This window comes from Halanaerobium sp. (genome assembly GCF_003070835.1).
The window spans coordinates 1-17,219 of record NZ_QBLR01000059.1; the positions used below are offsets into that span (position 1 = coordinate 1).

Genomic DNA, 17,219 nt, shown 5'->3' on the forward strand with positions numbered 1-17,219 from the left:
ACAATAATTAATTTCAGGGTATGAGAATACCCTGTTCTTTTAAATATTTACTGGTGAAAAACATGTCCTGGTTACTGAAATATTTCTTGTCTCATAACACAAATATTCAACTTATTGTAAATTTCCGGTATCTCCCAGTCGGTTATAATTCCCTGCAGCACTTCCTCTTTACTCCCGTTTTCAGTTATCAAAAAGGCATCAATCTTATTTCCTGCTTTAATTATTGACTCATGCTTATCAATTAAGGTATCCAGTTTGCTGTCTCTTGAAATAAATTCGCAGACTTCATCTTCTTCTGCATAATTTAGAACTTCTTTGATCTGAACATCTTCAATAATCAGTTTAGCGCTCTGATCTAACTTTAAATCTCCCATCCATCTAATAATTGTATTTGTGGTCAGCAATTCAATGTACTTCCCCTTTTGATCTACTACCGGAATTTGATCATAGTCATGTTTTTTCATATCCTGAATTGTTTTAATGATTGAGGTATCTTCCTTAATTACCATCAAATTATCATCAATAAAATCACTGATTTTTGGGGAATCTATAACTTTTTCTAAAATCTCTTCTAATAAAGTGTATAAGGAGTTGCTGGGTAAAAAATAATATTCATTATTGTGGGCAATTGAGTTTCTAACTTCTCTGACGGTATCAAGTTCATCTCTGTACTTTCTAATTATATAATCATTATTGCGGCCCTGATGGAGCAGGCTGTAAAAAGATGTGTCCCAGTCATTGACCTCTTTTAGATGTTCATAAAGTTCATTAAACATTTCAATAAATTTATCCTTTTTAGCTTCCATTTTTAGCACCTCTCTTTTCTATTATTTTAATAAAATCTCTACTAATATCTTATTCTTCAAAAAGAAATCTAATCCTTTTTCAGCTCTATTCCAGCATTTTATTAAAGGAAAAGTAATAATTTTGCTGAATATAAATAATAGATAATGCCTAAAACATAAGGAGGCAGCTTATGAAAAGTATAGAGGATTTTAATTTAAAAGAAATTACTGAAAAAAGAGAGTATCAGAAGTCTCCGGAAGCATGGGATGAACAGATCTTTTATTTTCTGCTTGTAGACAGATTCGCATCTGAAAAAGAATATCCCCTCTATGATCAAAAAAATGATTATGAAAATGCCTTAAAAACTGAGGCAGCCAGACAGAAGTGGCTGGAGAGTGGAGAAAAATGGATTGGTGGCACCTTAAAAGGAATAACAGATAAGCTGGACTACCTTAAAGAACTGGGAGTGAGTGTGCTCTGGATCAGCCCGGTCCTTAAACAGCCAGTTTACTCAGAAAATTATCACGGCTATGGAACCCAGAATTTTTTAGAGATTGATCCTCATTTTGGCACCAAAGCTGAGCTCAAGAAGTTGGTTGCTGAGGCTCACAAAAAGGAAATCTATATTATCCTGGATGTAATAATCAACCACACAGCTGATGTGCTGCTTTATGATGCAGAAGATGCCTTCTATACCGGTCAGGAGTATCCGGTTAAAGCTTTCAGGGATAAAGATGGGAAAGCAGTTGTTGATCCAAATAATCCTGACTACAGCACTACCTGGCCTGAAGGGGGAGTCTGGCCTCAGGAAATTTTCAATTTAGATACCTTCAGCAAAAAAGGTTATATTAGAAACTGGGACAGCGATCCAGAATTTAGGGAGGGAGATTTTTTCTCTTTAAAAAATATCAATACTGGTTCTGGCAGGGTAGATGATTATAAGCCTTCTGAAGCCCTAAAAGTTTTAACAGAGTGTTATAAATACTGGATAGCTTATGCAGATTTAGACGGTTTTAGACTGGATACAGTAAAACATTTAGATCCAGGTGCTGTCCGCTTTTTTGTCACAGAAATTAAAGAATTTACCCAGACTCTGGGTAAAAAGGATTTTTATATCTTAGGAGAAATTACAGGTGGGATGGAATTTGCAAAGTCCATCTGTGAAAACACAGGTCTTGATGCAGCACTTGGTATCAATAAAATCCCGGAAATTCTTGAAAATGTCGCCAAGGGATATTCCGCAGCCGAAAACTATTTTTCTATTTTTACCAATTCTCAGGTTTTAAGTGAAGGTGAAAATCAGTGGTATCATAAAAGAGTTATTACAATGTTTGACGACCATGATATGGTATATAAACCAAAACACAAAGAGCGTTTTACAGCAGATAAAAAAACAGCTCCTCTTTTAAAAAATGCAGTCTTTTTAAACTTCTTTACTGCCGGAATTCCCTGCATCTATTATGGAACTGAACAGGGTTTTGACGGTAGTGGAGACCACGACAAATATGTTAGAGAATCAATGTTTGGGGGAGAATTTGGTGCCTTCAGAACCAGAAACAGAAGCTTTTTTAACAGTGAACATCCTGTGTATCAGGAGATGAAAAAACTGGCTGAACTTAGAAACGAGTATATCCACCTCAGATTGGGCCGGCAGTATTTAAGAGAAATATCAGAGATAAAAAATAAGGATTTTCACCTTCCCCGGGCAGATCAAGCAAGGTGCAGAGAAATTATTGCCTGGTCAAGGATCTTCAGTCAGGGTGAATTTCTATTAGCAGTAAACTGTGATTTAGATAAAGCTCAAAAAGTCAAAGTCTTAATCGACAGTGAAATTCATCTGCCCGGCGAAAAATTCATCTGTGTTTACTCTTCTGCTGCAGAGAAAATTGGGGAAGAACTTGAGGTGAAAGCAGCTGATCAGGGTAAAAATTATCTGGAAATAGCTGTCCCGGCAAAAGGAAGGGCTATTTATAAATCCTTATAAGCTGCAGCTTATTCTAATGCTGCATACTGATCCAGTTCTTTTTTGATATCCAGCATCTGCTGGTCGAGTTTTTTGATCATTTCGGCAGACTCCTTCAATTTCTCCGGAATCTCATCTGGAGCATCATTTTTGTATTTATAATAGATCTTATGTTCCAAACTGGCCCAAAAATCCATGGCAATTGTTCTAGTCTGAATTTCAACTTTAGTCATCCGGGCCTGACTGCTTAAAAAGATCGGCAGCTGAATTAATAGATGCAGGCTCCGGTAGCCATTTTCTTTCGGATTTTTGATATAATCTTTGACCTTTAAAACCTCAATATCATCCTGAGATTTGATCATTTCTAAAATCTTATAAATATCATCGGTAAAAGAGCAGATAATCCTGATTCCAGCTATATCATTGATCTTAGTTTTAGCATTTTCAATGTTGACCTCATAGCCTTTGCGCTCCAGCTTTTCTATAATGCTGTCAGGTTTTTTAACTCTCGTTTTAATATGCTCAATTGGGTTGTGATCATGAATTATTTTAAATTCGTTATTTAAAATTTTAAGTTTGGTGTTTACTTCTTCGATTGCTGACTCATGGATAAAGATCAGCTCCCGCCATTCTTTAAAACCATACTGGTCTGCTATGTTCATCAGCTGTTCTTTATTGATATTAGATTCCATTTATTCCACTCCTAGATATGCTTAGAAATTTTAATATTAATATAGTTCAATTATAACAGTTAAAACTTAAAAATAGATTAACTTTTCTTATTTCTGAGCCGCATTTTCTGCAATTTTAACAATCAATTCAGCTGCTTTTTTCATATTTTCTACCGGAATAAATTCAAATCTGCCGTGAAAGTTATAGCCTCCTGCAAATAAGTTGGGAGTTGGCAGTCCCATATAGGAAAGTCTCGCACCATCTGTTCCACCTCTGATAGGCTTAATATCCGGAGTTATCCCCAGCTCCTCCATTGCTTTTTTGGCAAGCTCAATTATCTCAAAATGAGGCTCAATTTTTTCTTTCATATTGTAGTAGCTGTCTTCTATCTTGACTTCAATTACATTTCCATATTTATTATTTAAAAAATCCACCACCTGCTGCATTAAGGCCTTCTTGTTTTCAAAACCTTCTTTGGAAAAATCTCTGATAATATAACTTGATTCAGTATAATCTACACTACCATCGATATCAATTAAGTGATAAAAACCCTCATAGCCTTCAGTATGTTCCGGTGCTTCTGCAGTCGGCAGCATAGCATCTAATTCCATCGCGATTTTCATTGAATTAACCATTACATTCTTAGCAGTACCTGGATGAACATTTTTACCCTGTATTTTTAGATCAGCAGAAGCTGCATTAAAGTTTTCATATTCCAGTTCTCCCAGTGGTCCCCCATCAAGTGTATAGGCAAAATCTGCTCCAAAGGCTTCTACATCAAAGTGGTCTGCTCCTCTGCCAATTTCTTCATCAGGTGTAAAGCCGACCTTAATTAATCCGTGCTTGATTTCAGGATTTGAAATTAAATAATCGAGTGCAGTTAGAATTTCAGCTATCCCTGCTTTATCATCAGCACCCAGCAGGGTTGTTCCATCTGTGGTAATTAGAGTTTTACCTTTTAATTCTTTTAGGGCTGGAAACTCAGCTTCAGTCAGGCTGTACTGATCATTTAATTGAATCTCTCCTCCCTGATAATCTACCAGCTGGGGATTAGTCACCTGACCATCTAAATCAGGACTGGTGTCCAGATGGGCTATAAAGCCGATAGTTGGAACTTCCTCAGCTGTATTAGAGGGCAGCTCTGCATAAATATATCCATTTTGATCCTGCTTAACATTTTCTAAACCTAATTCATTTAATTCTTTCACTAAAAGTCTGCCAAGTTCGAGCTGCCCTTTGGTACTGGGAACAGTCTCTGAATCAGCATCAGACCTTGTATCTACTGCTATATATCTTTTAAATCTTTCTACTATTTTACCCATCATATTCATCTCCTGTTTTAATTTTATTTTGGTTAGTTCTAAAAATTTTTAATAACAAATGAGTTTTTCACTCTTGAATTTAGATCAGACTGCTATTACAGCCTAACTAATATTATTCTGTAAAAAGAAATTAATTCCTTTTAAAATGCTCATTAAATTATTTTTAAAAATAAAAAGCTCTCCTCGTTTAGAGAAGAGCAATTGGTCACTCATCATTATCTATTTTTTCCAGTCTACACTCTCTCCTCCAGCCAGTTTAGAATATCATTAATCACTGTTTCTTTTTCTTCCGAATTTAAGATTTCGTGGTAGAGTTCAGGATAGGTTTTTAGGCTTTTATCTTCAGCAGCAATTAAATCATAGAACTTTTCGGAACAGCTCGGATCAACTATCTTATCTCCCTCACCGTGCAGGATTAGAACCGGGTACTCGTACTGAGCCAGATTTTCAACCAGCCAGGGTATTCCGTCATCGATAAAGACAACCTTCATCAGTTTTAAAGTAGTAAATTCAGAAACATAGGGGTCCTTTTTGTAGTCATCAACTACATATTCTGATCTGGAAACAAATTTACCCAGCTCATTGGGGAGCTTCATCTCTGGATTATCCTCCAGGCTCAGCTCTTCTAATTCTTTGAAGGCCTCAAGCTCATTGGTCGCTGCAGCACTTAAGATCTGTCCGGTCAGTTTATTTGGATATTTAACCCCATAGCCGGCAGCAATAAAACCACCCATACTGTGGCCGAGCATGAAAATTGGCAGCTCAGGATTTTCTTTTTTGACCAGTTCATAAACTGTATCCGCATCATCTAAATAGGTATTGAAATCCTCAATATAGGACTGAGCACCATCAGATCTGCCGTGGCCGCGATTATCAAAGCGGTAAACTGAAAAACCTTCTCCATTCAACCTGCCGGCAAAATAATCATATCTGCCCTGATGCTCATTTAAGCCGTGGACAATGATCACCACAGCCTGCGGATCATCAACCAGATCCCGGCGCAGAAAGAGCTTCTGAGAATCAAAAGTCTCAATAAATTCAGTGTTGTGCATTATAAAACCTCCTTATATTTTTAATTAGTTAAAATGTCCAGTTCAGCCCCAGACTGATATTTGTATATTCCTGTTCTGCTTCATAATAAATATCTCGTATTATAGTTCCATCAGAGTGAAATTGATTCTGGCTTCCTTCAACCTCAGTCTTATTATAGCCGACATCCAAAACCAGACTTGCTGCTGAAGTTAGATTATAACTTGCCCTGCCGTTGACCAGAATTGAATTTCCTTCTCCCTCTCCTTTAACCGTCATATCACTTTGCAAATAATTATTTTCATCTTTCATTCTGACCCAGTCGGAATAGGCAGCACTTAAAATTAAATCAAATTTGTCGTTATTTTTAGTCTTCAAATCAAAACCGAGATAGGGAATGTCATATTTAGCCTGATAGTTAACATTCCCCCCTTCATAATTAGTAGTTTTTCCTTCCGGTTCATCAGTAGCATCAGTTAAATAGGTTCTTTTTAAATCATAAGATAAAAGATCATAATTATCCTGCTTATAACCTAAATGCAGAGTATAGTCGAGATTGTCTGATGCTCTGAGCCACTCGTTTCTGATTTTAAAATCCCACCTGATGATATCCTTTACTTCTGTGGGAGAAGTACCAATTACATCTTTATTATTGATTCCGGTAGTATAGAGCCAGTCGGAGTCTTTAAAAGTTCCAGCATCATCACTTAAGTTCTTTTCTAATTTGAGAGAAATCCCACCAATATTAAGCTTCGGCATAGTTAGATTATTTTTATAGCTTAAATTGATCATCTCCACAGCAAGGGGAAATTCCAGCCGACTTTTAAAGCCATAATTTAACTGAGCGGTATCAATATCACCTATACTGTATTCTGTATAACCATCTCCAGCCCCGATGCCGAGCTCAAACTGGTGCTCTAAACTCTGAGCTAAAACTGCTGTCTTAAAAGCTGAAAAGAGCAAAACTACCAGAAGTAAAATTATTATTGTTTTATTCATCATTCATCTCTCCCTGAATATATATTTTTATTTCAAATTCATCTTGAGATTTCGGATCTATTCAATCTAAAAAGCCGCTTAAATCCGAATAAAATTATATCTCTAAAAAATATTCTAGCTTTCTACCCGATCTCTCCCCTCTGCCTTAGCTTTATATAAGAGGTCATCTGCTCTTTTTATCAGCTGCTGGCTGCTTTCTTTTTCAAATTGAACCGCTCCGAAACTTGCTGTCAGCTTAAAATCCTGCCCACTAACTTCTGCATTTTTTATCTTCTGACGCAGTTTTTCTGCCACCAGAGCTGCTTTTTTTAAATCTGTTTCCGGTAAAATAACTAAAAATTCTTCTCCACCATAGCGGCCGACTAAATCCAGCTTTCTTGTGTTCCGCTGCAGAATAGTGCCTATCTTTTCTAAAACCTGATCCCCGAACTGATGGCCGTAGCTGTCATTAATATCTTTGAAAAAATCCAGATCCAGCATCAGCAGTGAAAGCTCCCTTTTATATCTTCTGCATTTTTCTAATTCAACTTCTAAAAGGTCCAAAATCCGTCTTCTGCTGAGCAGCCCTGTCAGGTCATCTGTGATTAACATTTTTCTTAACTCTTTAGTTCTCTCTTCTACTTTTTCTTCTAATTCCTTGTTTAATTTCTCGATCCGCTGCCTTTCTTGATGTTTAGAATAAAAGACAAACAGCAGCAATACTATCACCAGACTCAAAAATATTAAACCCCAGTATAGAAACTGATAATTTCTCTCCCAGAATGGCTGCGGCCGGTTTATTATTTCCCGGTCTGCAGGAAGCTCGGCCTGGCTGATCTTAAACCTCTGCAGCTGATTATAATCAAAATAATATTTACTGCTGATATCATCAACTATTTGCCCGCTGAAATCATTTTCTCCACTGATAATATTCTTTGCCATTAAAGCAGCCTGCCTTCCCTGCTCCTGAGCAGAAATCAGCTTGCCGCCCACTATTCCCTTACCGAGATAAAAATCCCAGGTGCCGTAAATTGGATTCTCACTAACTTCCTTAATTTTACTAATACCCTGGTTATAGGAAATAAAATTACCTTCTTCATCTCGATTCAATACCAGCAGATAAATTACATTATTTTGATCCATTTTAAGCAGTCTGTTCTGCAGTTCAGGAATGGTAAAGGAATCCCAGATTTCATAATTGAGCCGAGCTTCGTATTCGGTCAAAATCAATTCGAGTTCTGCTTTGATATTTTTGCCGGTCAGAGTCCGATCATTGATGATAATTAGTTTATTTAAAGCAGGATGTAGTTTTAAAATCAAATCGAGATTAGCTCTGTGTTCGGCTTTTTCTACCAGCCCACAAATATCCTGCTGATCTTCTAAAAAATTTTTATTCAGGTTATTGACTCCACAGAATATTACCGGGGCTTCCGGGTATAATTCCTCCCCGTATTCAATTATAAAGTCGAAAGCTGCATTATCAGAAACTATGATTGCATCAAAATCAATAATTCTGGCTTTTTCCCGGTAAAGTGAAATCAACTTGTCATAGTATTCCTGGCTGAAGTTTCTTTTGGTATCCAGATATTCATAATAGATTTTGACCTCATTCTGATAGGGAAAAACGGACCTGATTCCCTCAGAAATCTGATCAGTCCACTCCAGGCCCTGATGATAGGAGTGCAGTACCAGAATATCTTTTTCAGCAGCAGCTGCTGCCGGCAGTAATAAAATTAGTATGATTAAGAGTAAAAATATTATGAAATTTTTAATTTTAATCACCCCTATCACCTAAAGCCTATTGTTCTTCGACAATTTTTTGATAAAGCCTATCTGTATCCTCTTTTGTACAGAGCTCAGTCCCCGGAGTCATTACAGCTGCAGAACCGGCAGCCAGTCCATAGTAAAATGAATTTTTTAGGCTCTCTCCCCGGGCAAGGCTCAGAACTATTCCGGCTACCATACTGTCTCCTGCTCCTACCTTGCTTTTGATGGGAACAGTTGGCGGTCTTTTAAACTCAGCCTGCTGATCATTAACCAGCAGAGCCCCTCCGGCACCTATAGAGATTACAATCACCTGACAGCACCTGTCTTTAACAAATTTTAAGGCCGCTTCCTTAATTTGATCTTCATCCTTTAACTCCCGGCCCACCAGGTCCTGAAATTCTCCCAGATTTGGCTTGATTAAATAAACTCCTTCTTCGATCACTGACTTTAGAGGCTGGCCAGAAACATCAACTATTACCTCTGCCCCTTTTCTTTTAGCCAGGGCTGCCATCTCTGCATAAATATCAGTACTTACTCCCTGGGGAATACTGCCGCTGAGCACCAGATAATCAGGAAAGGGATCAAGTTCAGTTAAAGTTTTAAAAATTTTATCATATTCTTCTGCAGTAATTTTTGGACCGGGCATGCCAAATCTGTACTGCTGATTGGAAGTCTTCTCATTGATAATCAGGTTTTCCCTTGTTTCTGCCTCAATCTCTATCGCCCCGGTATTTAGATTTTCTTGAGCCAGCAGTTCTGCAAGTTTTTTACCGGTAAAGCCCCCGGAAGTATAGAGAAGCAGGGAGCTGCCTCCGAGTTTTTTTACTGCTCTGGAGACATTAATTCCGCCACCACCAGGTTCAAATTTGGGCTGGTCACAGTAGAGCTTATCCTCTGCTTTAACATGCTCAACACTGGAACTTTTATCAACAGCCGGATTTAAAGTAAAGGTTACTATCTTTTTCATCTCAACTCCTTTCTCAAAACTGTCCCTAAAAAATTTAAATTATTCAGTTCCTTCTCCATGGGCATAACGGCTGGCAGCTGCAGAAGCAATACCGGCCACTAAATCATCGAGAAAGGTATTAACTCGGCCGTCCTCTTTGGTGTCCAGCTCCTTAATTATCCCGGATTTTGCCTTATCCAGATAGCCGTAACTTGTAAGGCCGATAGTACCGTAGAGGTTGACAATTGAAAGCGGCAGAATCTCGTCAATCCCGTAAAGACCCTCATCAGTATCGATAATACTCTGAATCGGCTCCGGCAGCTTTTTCTGCTCTGCCAGCTCATCGATTGCCACCCCGGTTAAAATTGCGTGTGCCACCTCTCTTTTCTTTAAAACTGAATCTACATTTTCTATACATTCCTCCAGTTTAATCTCCGGGTTATATGGTTCCTGCAGCTTTTTGACAAGTTCTGCAATATCCTCAACTGTTACCCCTCTCTTATTTAAAACTTCTATTGATTTCTGGTATAATTCTTTCATTGATTCGTTCATTATCTTCCTCCTTCAGTTGAAAATAAACTATTTTTTCTGGATCCTGCACTGACTGCAGCAGTTTTCTGCCGCTGAAAAATAATCCAGATTATTATTTATCCTTCTATTATTAATATTAGCCGCCAGAAAGAATTTTCCTTTAAAAAAATCCCCTGCAGAACCCAGAGGCTCTAACAGAGGATTTAAAACAGCTATTCAATTTATTCAATAATTCTATTTAAACATCTCTTCCAGTTCTGACAGGTCTTTTTTGGCTTTAAAAGAACCTTCTTCAGCCAGCACCTTTAGATAATAAATTATTTCAGCAGCGTTTTCTGAGCCGGATTTAAAATCAAAAGTAACCCGTTTTAAAAACTTTTCTACAGACTCCGGAGTCTGTCCCATAATATCAAAGCTCTCCTCGGCTGATTTTTTCGGATCCTCGTTAATTTCTCTGATTGCTTTTGCTATTTCTTTCATAAAAAGGTCCACAATCTCCGGATGCTGGTCAGCAAATTCGCCCTTAAATACCAGACCGGCATTGGGAAGTTTACCTGCTCCCGGATGGATTTCCTGCCAGAGGTCCTTATAGGCAATGGAAACCACAGCATCTTCTGCCTCCTTGAGGGCAAAACTGGCCTCCGGCTCCCTTAAGAGCACAGTATCAATTTCTCCCCGCACAAATTTAGCCTTTAGTTCTTCCGGACGACCAAAGGGCTGGCCGAAGACAAAATCAAAATCATCAGGATTATAGCCTTTTTTCTTCATCAGATATTTAGTAACTCCAAAGGGAGGTGTTCCCTTGGCCAGCGGCACGTGAATCTCGTGCCCCTTTAAATCGCCAAAGTTATCAGCCTGGTAGCCCCGGGTTAAGAGATAGAAATTATCCCAGACATTGACTGACTTCATCCGCAGGTCGATCCCGTTGAGGTAGAGCTTGGCTGCTGCTACAACTGCCGAAAAAGTAATATCTGCCTTACCGTTCATCAGCCAGCTCATGTGACTTTCTGCCTTATCCCACATTTTAAGCTCTTTAATTTCAATTTTATCCATCAGCTCTTTTGACTTTAAAAGCTTCATGATAATTGGATAGACAACCGGAGTTGCCGACTGAATGACAACCGGCACCTTATCTCCTGCCTGATGCTCTTCTGCCTCAGAACTCTCAGTTTCTTTTTTATAAAAATATATTTCAAATTTAAAATCATTGATCTGCTCGGTGTAGTGCTCAAAACCGAGAGAGTTAAGCATATTAATTAAGGGGATCGGTTCAAAAATCTGGACCAGTTTAAAACCCTCTCCCGCCTTTAAAGACTGTGCTTTTTTCATAATATCAGCCAGGGGATCTTCTTCACTGCCGATAACATTAATTTCCTTAAACTCTGCGCGGTCACTCAGCCACTCAGGCTGCTCATTCTTTTCTGTTTCAACTAAAATTTCTGCATCAATACATTCTGGAAAGCTGGCAGCCAGTTCTTCTTCCATCCCGATTACCTTATTTAGAGTGTGCAGAACCTCACAGGTCGAAAAACCACCCATTTTGGCAATATCTTTGACTCGAGCGAATTTTCCCACGGTATTATAGACCATCTTATTATCAAGTTTTGAAAATTTCGGTGACATTTCCTTTAATGTTTCTTTTAATTCTGGATATTCATTTAATATAGCATCAAGTTTTGTTTCTGCCTTAATCAGCATTAAAATTTCCCCCTCAGATTGTTATCCTTTTATAGTTAACTAATTGAAAACCATTCTCAATCTAATTTATAGTTAATTACTATACTTTACTATAATCAACCAGAGGAGTTTTGTCGGTGATATATATCACAGTTTATAGATATAGTTCTAATTTCTAAACTTCCGCAAACTTATCTCTGTAGATGAAGCCGAAAACAAGGGTGAAAAATCCGGTAATTAGAGCCATTCCCAGCCAGCTGAGCTGATAACTGTTATTTAAATCGGCCAGCAGTCCAAAAAGTGGTGGACTGAGTAAAACTCCAAAGCGGATAAAAACCAGTGAAAGCCCTGTCCCGATCCCGGCCAGTTTTTCGCTGGCCAGCTCAATCACAGTTGTAAAGTATAATCCCATCCAGCCCAGGCTGACAAAGCCTAAAATTAAAGAACTTAAGTAGATAAGATAAAGCGGCAGCTCCAGAGCACTCATAATTCTAAAATAATAAAGCATTACCAAAGTTAAGCCGATTCCAACTATCACAAGTCCCCTGCTCCTGCTGCCGTTTAAGAATTTATCATTGATCCATCCCCAGAGAGGTCTGCCCATTATTCCACCAATCTGCAGCAGACCAAAAGCAAACCCAGCAGAGGTCCGGCTTAAAGGGAGGTCCTGGGTTAAATAAAGTGTGTAGTGAGCCGGTATGGCACCAGAATTAAATCCTAAGATCAGACCGAATAAACAGACAAAAAGCAGATCTTTATTCTGAAAAAGTTTTAGAATTGAATCTTTAAAATCTAGATCATTTTTTGAATCAGCAGCTTCTCCTCCAGCAGCTCCCTTTTCTTTATAAAAGATAAAGATGCCCACTAAAATAGCGATCAGGGCGGAAAAACTTACTGCATTTCTCCAGCCAATTTTTTCTGCCAGAAAAGGCAGAAACACTGCTCCTGTAAAACCACCAATTCCTCCTCCCATCTGCATAACTCCCATGGAAGTTGCTCGGTTCTCAGGAGTGGTCCTCTGCATGACAGCTTTATTTAAAGATGGAGTTATGATGCTGAAAAAGAGGCCGGATAATAAGGCCAGCGCTAAAATCAAAGTAAAATTGGGTGAGCGCGACTGCAGCAGCATTAAAATTCCAAGCACACCGGTCCCCACAACCAGACCTTTTTTGGAGCCAATTTTATCAACTATTCTGCCGCTGAAAACTGCAACAGCTGTCGCCAGCAGAAAATGAAAGGTAGAATACAGGCCGGCTCTGGAGCTGCTTAATACAAATTCTTCTCTGATAAAGGGCATTAACGCTAAAACACCCTGAATATTGATATCCACTGCCAGATAGGCGGTGGAAATTATTAATAAAAACTTATACTGTAGTCCATTTTCTTTTTCCAAATTAAACACCTTCTATGTATTATTAATATTGAACTGATTATAACACAAAATTTATGTTTTTCAATTTTTAAAGATTACTCAGCAGCAAAAGCTTTTGCTTACTGGGGCAGATAAATATAAATATAAAAAATCCCCCTCAGAATTTAATCATATCTGTGGGGGATCTACTATCACGATCTATAATATTTTTACTTCAGATTCTCAAAATCTTCTACACCTGCATTAGGATTAGCTAACATCATAGTTAGAGCCATTTCTTGTAATCTTTTCATCTTATAACAGCCTCCTTTTTATTTGCTTAGGTACATTATACTAAAATCTGATTTTAAATAAGTTAACTGTTTTACACTAATTTAAAATAACTATTAAACCGAGAAATATAAAAGCAGTCCCGATTGCTTTCGATAATCTTTTCTCTGAAGCTCCATTGGCAAAACTGGCAGCTGTTACAGCACCTGCTAAAGCTGCTGAGCCGCTTAAAAATAATTCTAAATATGGAAGGTGCTGTTCGACAATAAAGTGGCTGGCTGAACCAAAAAGAGCGGTAAAAGTCATAATCAAAACAGAAGTACCGATAGCAATATGAGTTTTATAATCTAAAACAAAGGTTAAAACCATTAGAATCATTACTCCACCACCGGCACCAAAAATTCCGGTCATTAAACCGATAAGGGTCCCAAATAAGACTGAAGCTAACTTTTCTCTTTCTCGAAAGAATTTAAGATCAAATTTTTCTTTAAACTCTTCCACCCGCTGATTGATGGGCTTTCTTCTAAAAGAAATCCCGGTTAATAAAATTATGATTCCTGTCAGTCCACCTAAAGCAGCAGAATTCATCCCTCCAGATAACCAGCTCCCCAGAACGGCAGCCGTAACTGCAGAAAAAGCTATTAAAAGTCCCCCTTTAATATTTATATTGCCGTGTTTTTTATATGTATAGGCTGAAACTGAAGAGGCAACTACATCAGTAGCCAGACTGATACCAATAGCTGAATAAGGATCATAACCTAAAAAGATTACCAGAAAGGGAGTTACAATTACCACAGCTGAAGCCCCAACCAGTCCGGTCACTATTCCAGCTCCAAATCCAGCAATTAATAATACTAAAATTTCCATCATTAAACTAACAACTCCTATTTATTTATAATTTATAAATATTATAAGTAAACAGGAGTCAATTTGCAGTTAAATACTAACATCTTTATTTTATAACAAACTAAGCCAAAAGTCACCCGCTTCCGGGTTATTAATTTGTTGCTTTAAAAGTTATTTGTGTTATACTTGATTTAATTATATAGAAGGCTGAATAAATAATGAAAGGAGTTTTTATAGTGAAAAGTAAGGATGACTTAATCGATATTAAATCAATCAAAAATGATAATTTAGGTGGCTCAAAGCCGGAATTTCTCAATGCTCAGGCTGCAAAAAGGGCAAGGAAATTTCACAGTTCTTTTAAAGAATACAGAGCAACCCCACTGACCAGTTTAAAACATCTGGCTGAATATCTGGGGATTAAAAACATCTATGTTAAAGATGAATCATATAGATTTAACCTCAATTCCTTTAAGGTTCTAGGAGGTACCTATGCAATAGCAAAATCACTGGCTGAAAAATTAGACAGAGATGTTGAAAATTTAAATTTTGAGATGCTTAAGAGTAAAGAGGCTAAAGAAGAACTGGGAGATATCACTTTTATCACTGCTACTGATGGAAACCACGGCAAGGGAATTGCCTGGGCTGCAAACCATCTCGGCCACCAGGCTGTTATTTATCTTCCGGACGGATCTGCGCAAAAAAGGGTGGATGCCATCCGCGAAGTAGGTGGTAAAGCAATTGTTACCAACTTAAATTATGATGATACAGTTGCTTATGCAATCAAAAAAGCTGAAGAAAATAACTGGCATCTGGTGCAGGATACAGCCTGGGAGGGTTATGAAAAAATACCGACCTGGATTATGCAGGGGTATACCACAATGGCTGAAGAGATCAAACTGCAGCTGGAACTGGAAGGAATTGAGGAGCCGACTCATATGTTTCTGCAGGCAGGAGTGGGTTCGATGGCCGGCTCTATCCTCGGCTATTATATCAACCAGTTTGACAACTATCCAATCACTACAATTATTGAGCCAAATGAGGCTGCCTGTGTATTCAATTCTGCTGCTCACTCTGACGGTAAGACTCACAAAGTTGAAGGGGATCTAAAAACTGATATGGCCGGGCTGGCCTGCGGAGAAGCCAATCCTTTAGCCTGGGAGATCTTAAGGGATTATGCCCACATGTTCATTTCCTGTAATGACTATGTTTCCTCCCGCGGAATGAGAATTCTGGCCAATCCGATTGCCGATGATAAGCAGATTATTTCCGGGGAATCAGGTTCAGTTGGTCTCGGACTTCTATCCTTACTGATGGAAAAGGAAAATCTGCGCAGTTTAAAAAATGAGCTGCAGTTGGATGAAAATTCAATTGTTTTAATCTTTAATACTGAAGGTGCTACAGATACTGTAAATTACAGAAAGATTGTCTGGGATGGAAAAGACAGCCTCCTCGATTAGAATTCAGACAAAAAATTATGATAAAACAGAGCCTCCTCTTAAAACTGAGGAGGCTTTTAATAATTAAGCTGAAATTATTTCAAAAAATGAATCCAATTAATTATGAGGCGCTGCTTTCCTTTCTAAGTAAATAATAGGCGGCAGACATCACTGCAGAAACAAGGATAAAGGTAAATAGATAGCCAAATAAATCAATAAATATTCCTCCCATCAGCGGCAGGAGCACAACTAAAAAGTTTAAGGTTCCTCTAATCCCCAAGTAGACAGTCCTTCTGTCATCAGGGGCAATTTCTAAGAGATAGGGCTCAAAACCGACTTTGCGGCCGCTGATTAAAAATCCAATTAAAAAGAAGATTATTGAATAGGTTTCTGGACCAAAATTACTGAGCAGGAGGGCAATTATCGGAATCACCGCACCACCCAGAATACAGATTCTAACTACAGCCTGAGAGTTTAACTTGTCAGAAATATAGCCCCAGAAAAGATTGGAAACTATTGTCCCTGCAATCTGAAATAGAAGATATCTGCCGATATAATCAGAGCCAATTCCAAAACTGTCCTGAGCATAAACTATATAGAAAGGCAGCAGCATCAAACTGAAGCTTGCCATATTTTCGATGATTATAAAAGAAGCAAAATTCTTATCCTTTTTTAAGATCCCGGGAACCTTTTTAATGTATTCTTTTAGAGAAAGCAGATCCTCATCTTTACTGACAGACGGAGGCTCTTTGATTAACCAGAAGGCTAAAGCAGCAATTATTAAACCGACAAATCCAATAAATAAGGTTATTGAATAATTTAAAGGAAAGCCAAATCTATCCCCTGAGAAAATGTTCTGAACAACCATCCCTCCCATAAAGGCTGCCAGACTGGCGGCAAACTGTTTGCTGGCATAGAGCTTTCCTCTCTCCTCACTGGCAACAGTTTTGGCAATTATATCTCCATAAGAAATACTGGCAAAACCGCCGGAGATTGAAAAAACAAGTACCCAGAAAAAGAAAGAGATAATAACTAAATTAGGTGAGCTGCTGCCGAAATAGTAGGTAAAGCCAGCCATCCCCAAAAAGGAAAAAGCTCTCAAATAAATTCCAATCAGCAGAAATTTCTTGCGGTAGTCATAGCCATTCATATAATGGCTGAAAATAATGTTAAAAATTCGGGGTGCCCCGAGCATTATTGAATATAAAAGTCCAAAAATGATTTTAGAATCAATCAGAGTTGAAACCAGGGAAGGAAAAACTGTATTAAAATCGATCATTGACATCGTCAAAGTTAAAAAGAACCCGTGCCAGATAAAGATCAGATATGACTTTTTTAAAGATTTATTCATCAGCAAAACTCCTCGCATTATTTTTTAATCATTCGCTCAGAAGTTTAGCAGGAATTTTATTTGAATGCAGTTAATTGTTAAACATTTAAAAAGAAAAATCCCCAGCAGTTTTAAAATAGCTGCTGAGGAGTTTGTCCGAATTCTAAATTAAAGTTAATTAATCATCATCACGCTCGTCATCATCATCATCGTCGTCGTCATCGTCATCGTCTCTATCATCGTCATCGTCATCGTCTCTATCATCGTCATCGTCATCGTCTCTATCATCGTCAT

14 protein-coding genes are annotated in these 17,219 nt (G+C 38.1%); 2 read left to right on the forward strand and 12 right to left on the reverse strand.

All coding sequences use genetic code 11. The features are described 5' to 3' along the window. Nucleotides 1-71: 71 nt before the first annotated feature. Nucleotides 72-806, reverse strand: a complete 735-nt coding sequence (locus tag CI949_RS08145) for a CBS domain-containing protein (protein WP_290765019.1) — start codon at nucleotides 804-806, stop codon at nucleotides 72-74. 170 nt (nucleotides 807-976) lie between these two features. On the opposite strand from CI949_RS08145, the gene CI949_RS08150 reads away from it, so the two are divergent. After that, nucleotides 977-2,770, forward strand: a complete 1,794-nt coding sequence (locus tag CI949_RS08150) for an alpha-amylase family glycosyl hydrolase (protein WP_108142667.1) — start codon at nucleotides 977-979, stop codon at nucleotides 2,768-2,770. Nucleotides 2,771-2,778: 8 nt separating this feature from the next. On the opposite strand, the gene CI949_RS08155 is transcribed toward CI949_RS08150, so the two are convergent. The 10 genes from CI949_RS08155 to CI949_RS08200 all read right to left on the reverse strand — a co-directional run bounded on the left by CI949_RS08155 (nucleotide 2,779) and on the right by CI949_RS08200 (nucleotide 14,183). Beyond that, the gene (locus CI949_RS08155) at nucleotides 2,779-3,441 is read right to left on the reverse strand and encodes a GTP pyrophosphokinase family protein (RefSeq protein WP_108142669.1); all 663 of its coding nucleotides are present in this window, start codon (nucleotides 3,439-3,441) and stop codon (nucleotides 2,779-2,781) included. An 87-nt stretch (nucleotides 3,442-3,528) separates the two neighbouring features. Further along, nucleotides 3,529-4,743 carry a peptidase T gene (gene pepT / locus CI949_RS08160; protein WP_108142671.1) on the reverse strand — a complete coding sequence of 405 codons (1,215 nt, stop codon included), beginning with the start codon at nucleotides 4,741-4,743 and terminating at the stop codon, nucleotides 3,529-3,531. Nucleotides 4,744-4,976: 233 nt separating this feature from the next. Continuing rightward, nucleotides 4,977-5,795 carry an alpha/beta hydrolase gene (locus tag CI949_RS08165; protein ID WP_108142673.1) on the reverse strand — a complete coding sequence of 273 codons (819 nt, stop codon included), beginning with the start codon at nucleotides 5,793-5,795 and terminating at the stop codon, nucleotides 4,977-4,979. 28 nt (nucleotides 5,796-5,823) lie between these two features. Further along, nucleotides 5,824-6,771, reverse strand: a complete 948-nt coding sequence (locus CI949_RS08170) for a hypothetical protein (RefSeq protein ID WP_108142675.1) — start codon at nucleotides 6,769-6,771, stop codon at nucleotides 5,824-5,826. Between the two features lie 114 nt (nucleotides 6,772-6,885). After that, on the reverse strand, nucleotides 6,886-8,532 hold the full coding sequence (locus tag CI949_RS08175) for a GGDEF domain-containing protein (protein WP_133531143.1): 1,647 nt from the start codon (nucleotides 8,530-8,532) through the stop codon (nucleotides 6,886-6,888). 16 nt (nucleotides 8,533-8,548) lie between these two features. Beyond that, complete coding sequence (locus CI949_RS08180) at nucleotides 8,549-9,484, reverse strand: 1-phosphofructokinase family hexose kinase (protein ID WP_133531144.1); 936 nt, start codon at nucleotides 9,482-9,484, stop codon at nucleotides 8,549-8,551. A 39-nt stretch (nucleotides 9,485-9,523) separates the two neighbouring features. Beyond that, entirely contained in the window at nucleotides 9,524-10,018 is a 495-nt protein-coding gene (locus tag CI949_RS08185; RefSeq protein WP_347877187.1) for a phosphatidylglycerophosphatase A, read from the reverse strand. 210 nt (nucleotides 10,019-10,228) lie between these two features. Then, complete coding sequence (locus tag CI949_RS08190; RefSeq protein WP_133531145.1) at nucleotides 10,229-11,692, reverse strand: DUF1858 domain-containing protein; 1,464 nt, start codon at nucleotides 11,690-11,692, stop codon at nucleotides 10,229-10,231. 154 nt (nucleotides 11,693-11,846) lie between these two features. Continuing rightward, a complete protein-coding gene (locus CI949_RS08195; protein ID WP_290765037.1) occupies nucleotides 11,847-13,064 on the reverse strand; it encodes an MFS transporter in 1,218 nt (405 codons plus the stop codon). Between the two features lie 348 nt (nucleotides 13,065-13,412). Beyond that, nucleotides 13,413-14,183 carry a sulfite exporter TauE/SafE family protein gene (locus tag CI949_RS08200; protein ID WP_133531146.1) on the reverse strand — a complete coding sequence of 257 codons (771 nt, stop codon included), beginning with the start codon at nucleotides 14,181-14,183 and terminating at the stop codon, nucleotides 13,413-13,415. A 212-nt stretch (nucleotides 14,184-14,395) separates the two neighbouring features. Here CI949_RS08200 and dpaL point away from each other — a divergent pair, with 212 nt between their 5' ends. Then, nucleotides 14,396-15,616, forward strand: a complete 1,221-nt coding sequence (dpaL, locus tag CI949_RS08205; RefSeq protein ID WP_108142689.1) for a diaminopropionate ammonia-lyase — start codon at nucleotides 14,396-14,398, stop codon at nucleotides 15,614-15,616. A gap of 100 nt (nucleotides 15,617-15,716) precedes the next feature. Here dpaL and CI949_RS08210 read toward each other — a convergent pair whose 3' ends face one another. After that, the gene (locus CI949_RS08210; protein ID WP_290765044.1) at nucleotides 15,717-16,946 is read right to left on the reverse strand and encodes an MFS transporter; all 1,230 of its coding nucleotides are present in this window, start codon (nucleotides 16,944-16,946) and stop codon (nucleotides 15,717-15,719) included. Nucleotides 16,947-17,219 lie beyond the last annotated feature (273 nt).

Bases quoted from the DNA above. Each gene is read 5' to 3' on its own strand.
- CI949_RS08150 (WP_108142667.1), top strand. From the start codon at position 977: ATGAAAAGTATAGAGGATTTTAATTTAAAAGAAATTACTGAAAAAAGA.
- CI949_RS08155 (WP_108142669.1), bottom strand. From the start codon at position 3,441: ATGGAATCTAATATCAATAAAGAACAGCTGATGAACATAGCAGACCAG.
- CI949_RS08165 (WP_108142673.1), bottom strand. From the start codon at position 5,795: ATGCACAACACTGAATTTATTGAGACTTTTGATTCTCAGAAGCTCTTT.
- CI949_RS08190 (WP_133531145.1), bottom strand. From the start codon at position 11,692: ATGCTGATTAAGGCAGAAACAAAACTTGATGCTATATTAAATGAATAT.
- CI949_RS08170 (WP_108142675.1), bottom strand. From the start codon at position 6,771: ATGAATAAAACAATAATAATTTTACTTCTGGTAGTTTTGCTCTTTTCA.
- CI949_RS08210 (WP_290765044.1), bottom strand. From the start codon at position 16,946: ATGAATAAATCTTTAAAAAAGTCATATCTGATCTTTATCTGGCACGGG.
- pepT (WP_108142671.1), bottom strand. From the start codon at position 4,743: ATGGGTAAAATAGTAGAAAGATTTAAAAGATATATAGCAGTAGATACA.
- CI949_RS08200 (WP_133531146.1), bottom strand. From the start codon at position 14,183: ATGATGGAAATTTTAGTATTATTAATTGCTGGATTTGGAGCTGGAATA.
- CI949_RS08180 (WP_133531144.1), bottom strand. From the start codon at position 9,484: ATGAAAAAGATAGTAACCTTTACTTTAAATCCGGCTGTTGATAAAAGT.
- CI949_RS08145 (WP_290765019.1), bottom strand. From the start codon at position 806: ATGGAAGCTAAAAAGGATAAATTTATTGAAATGTTTAATGAACTTTAT.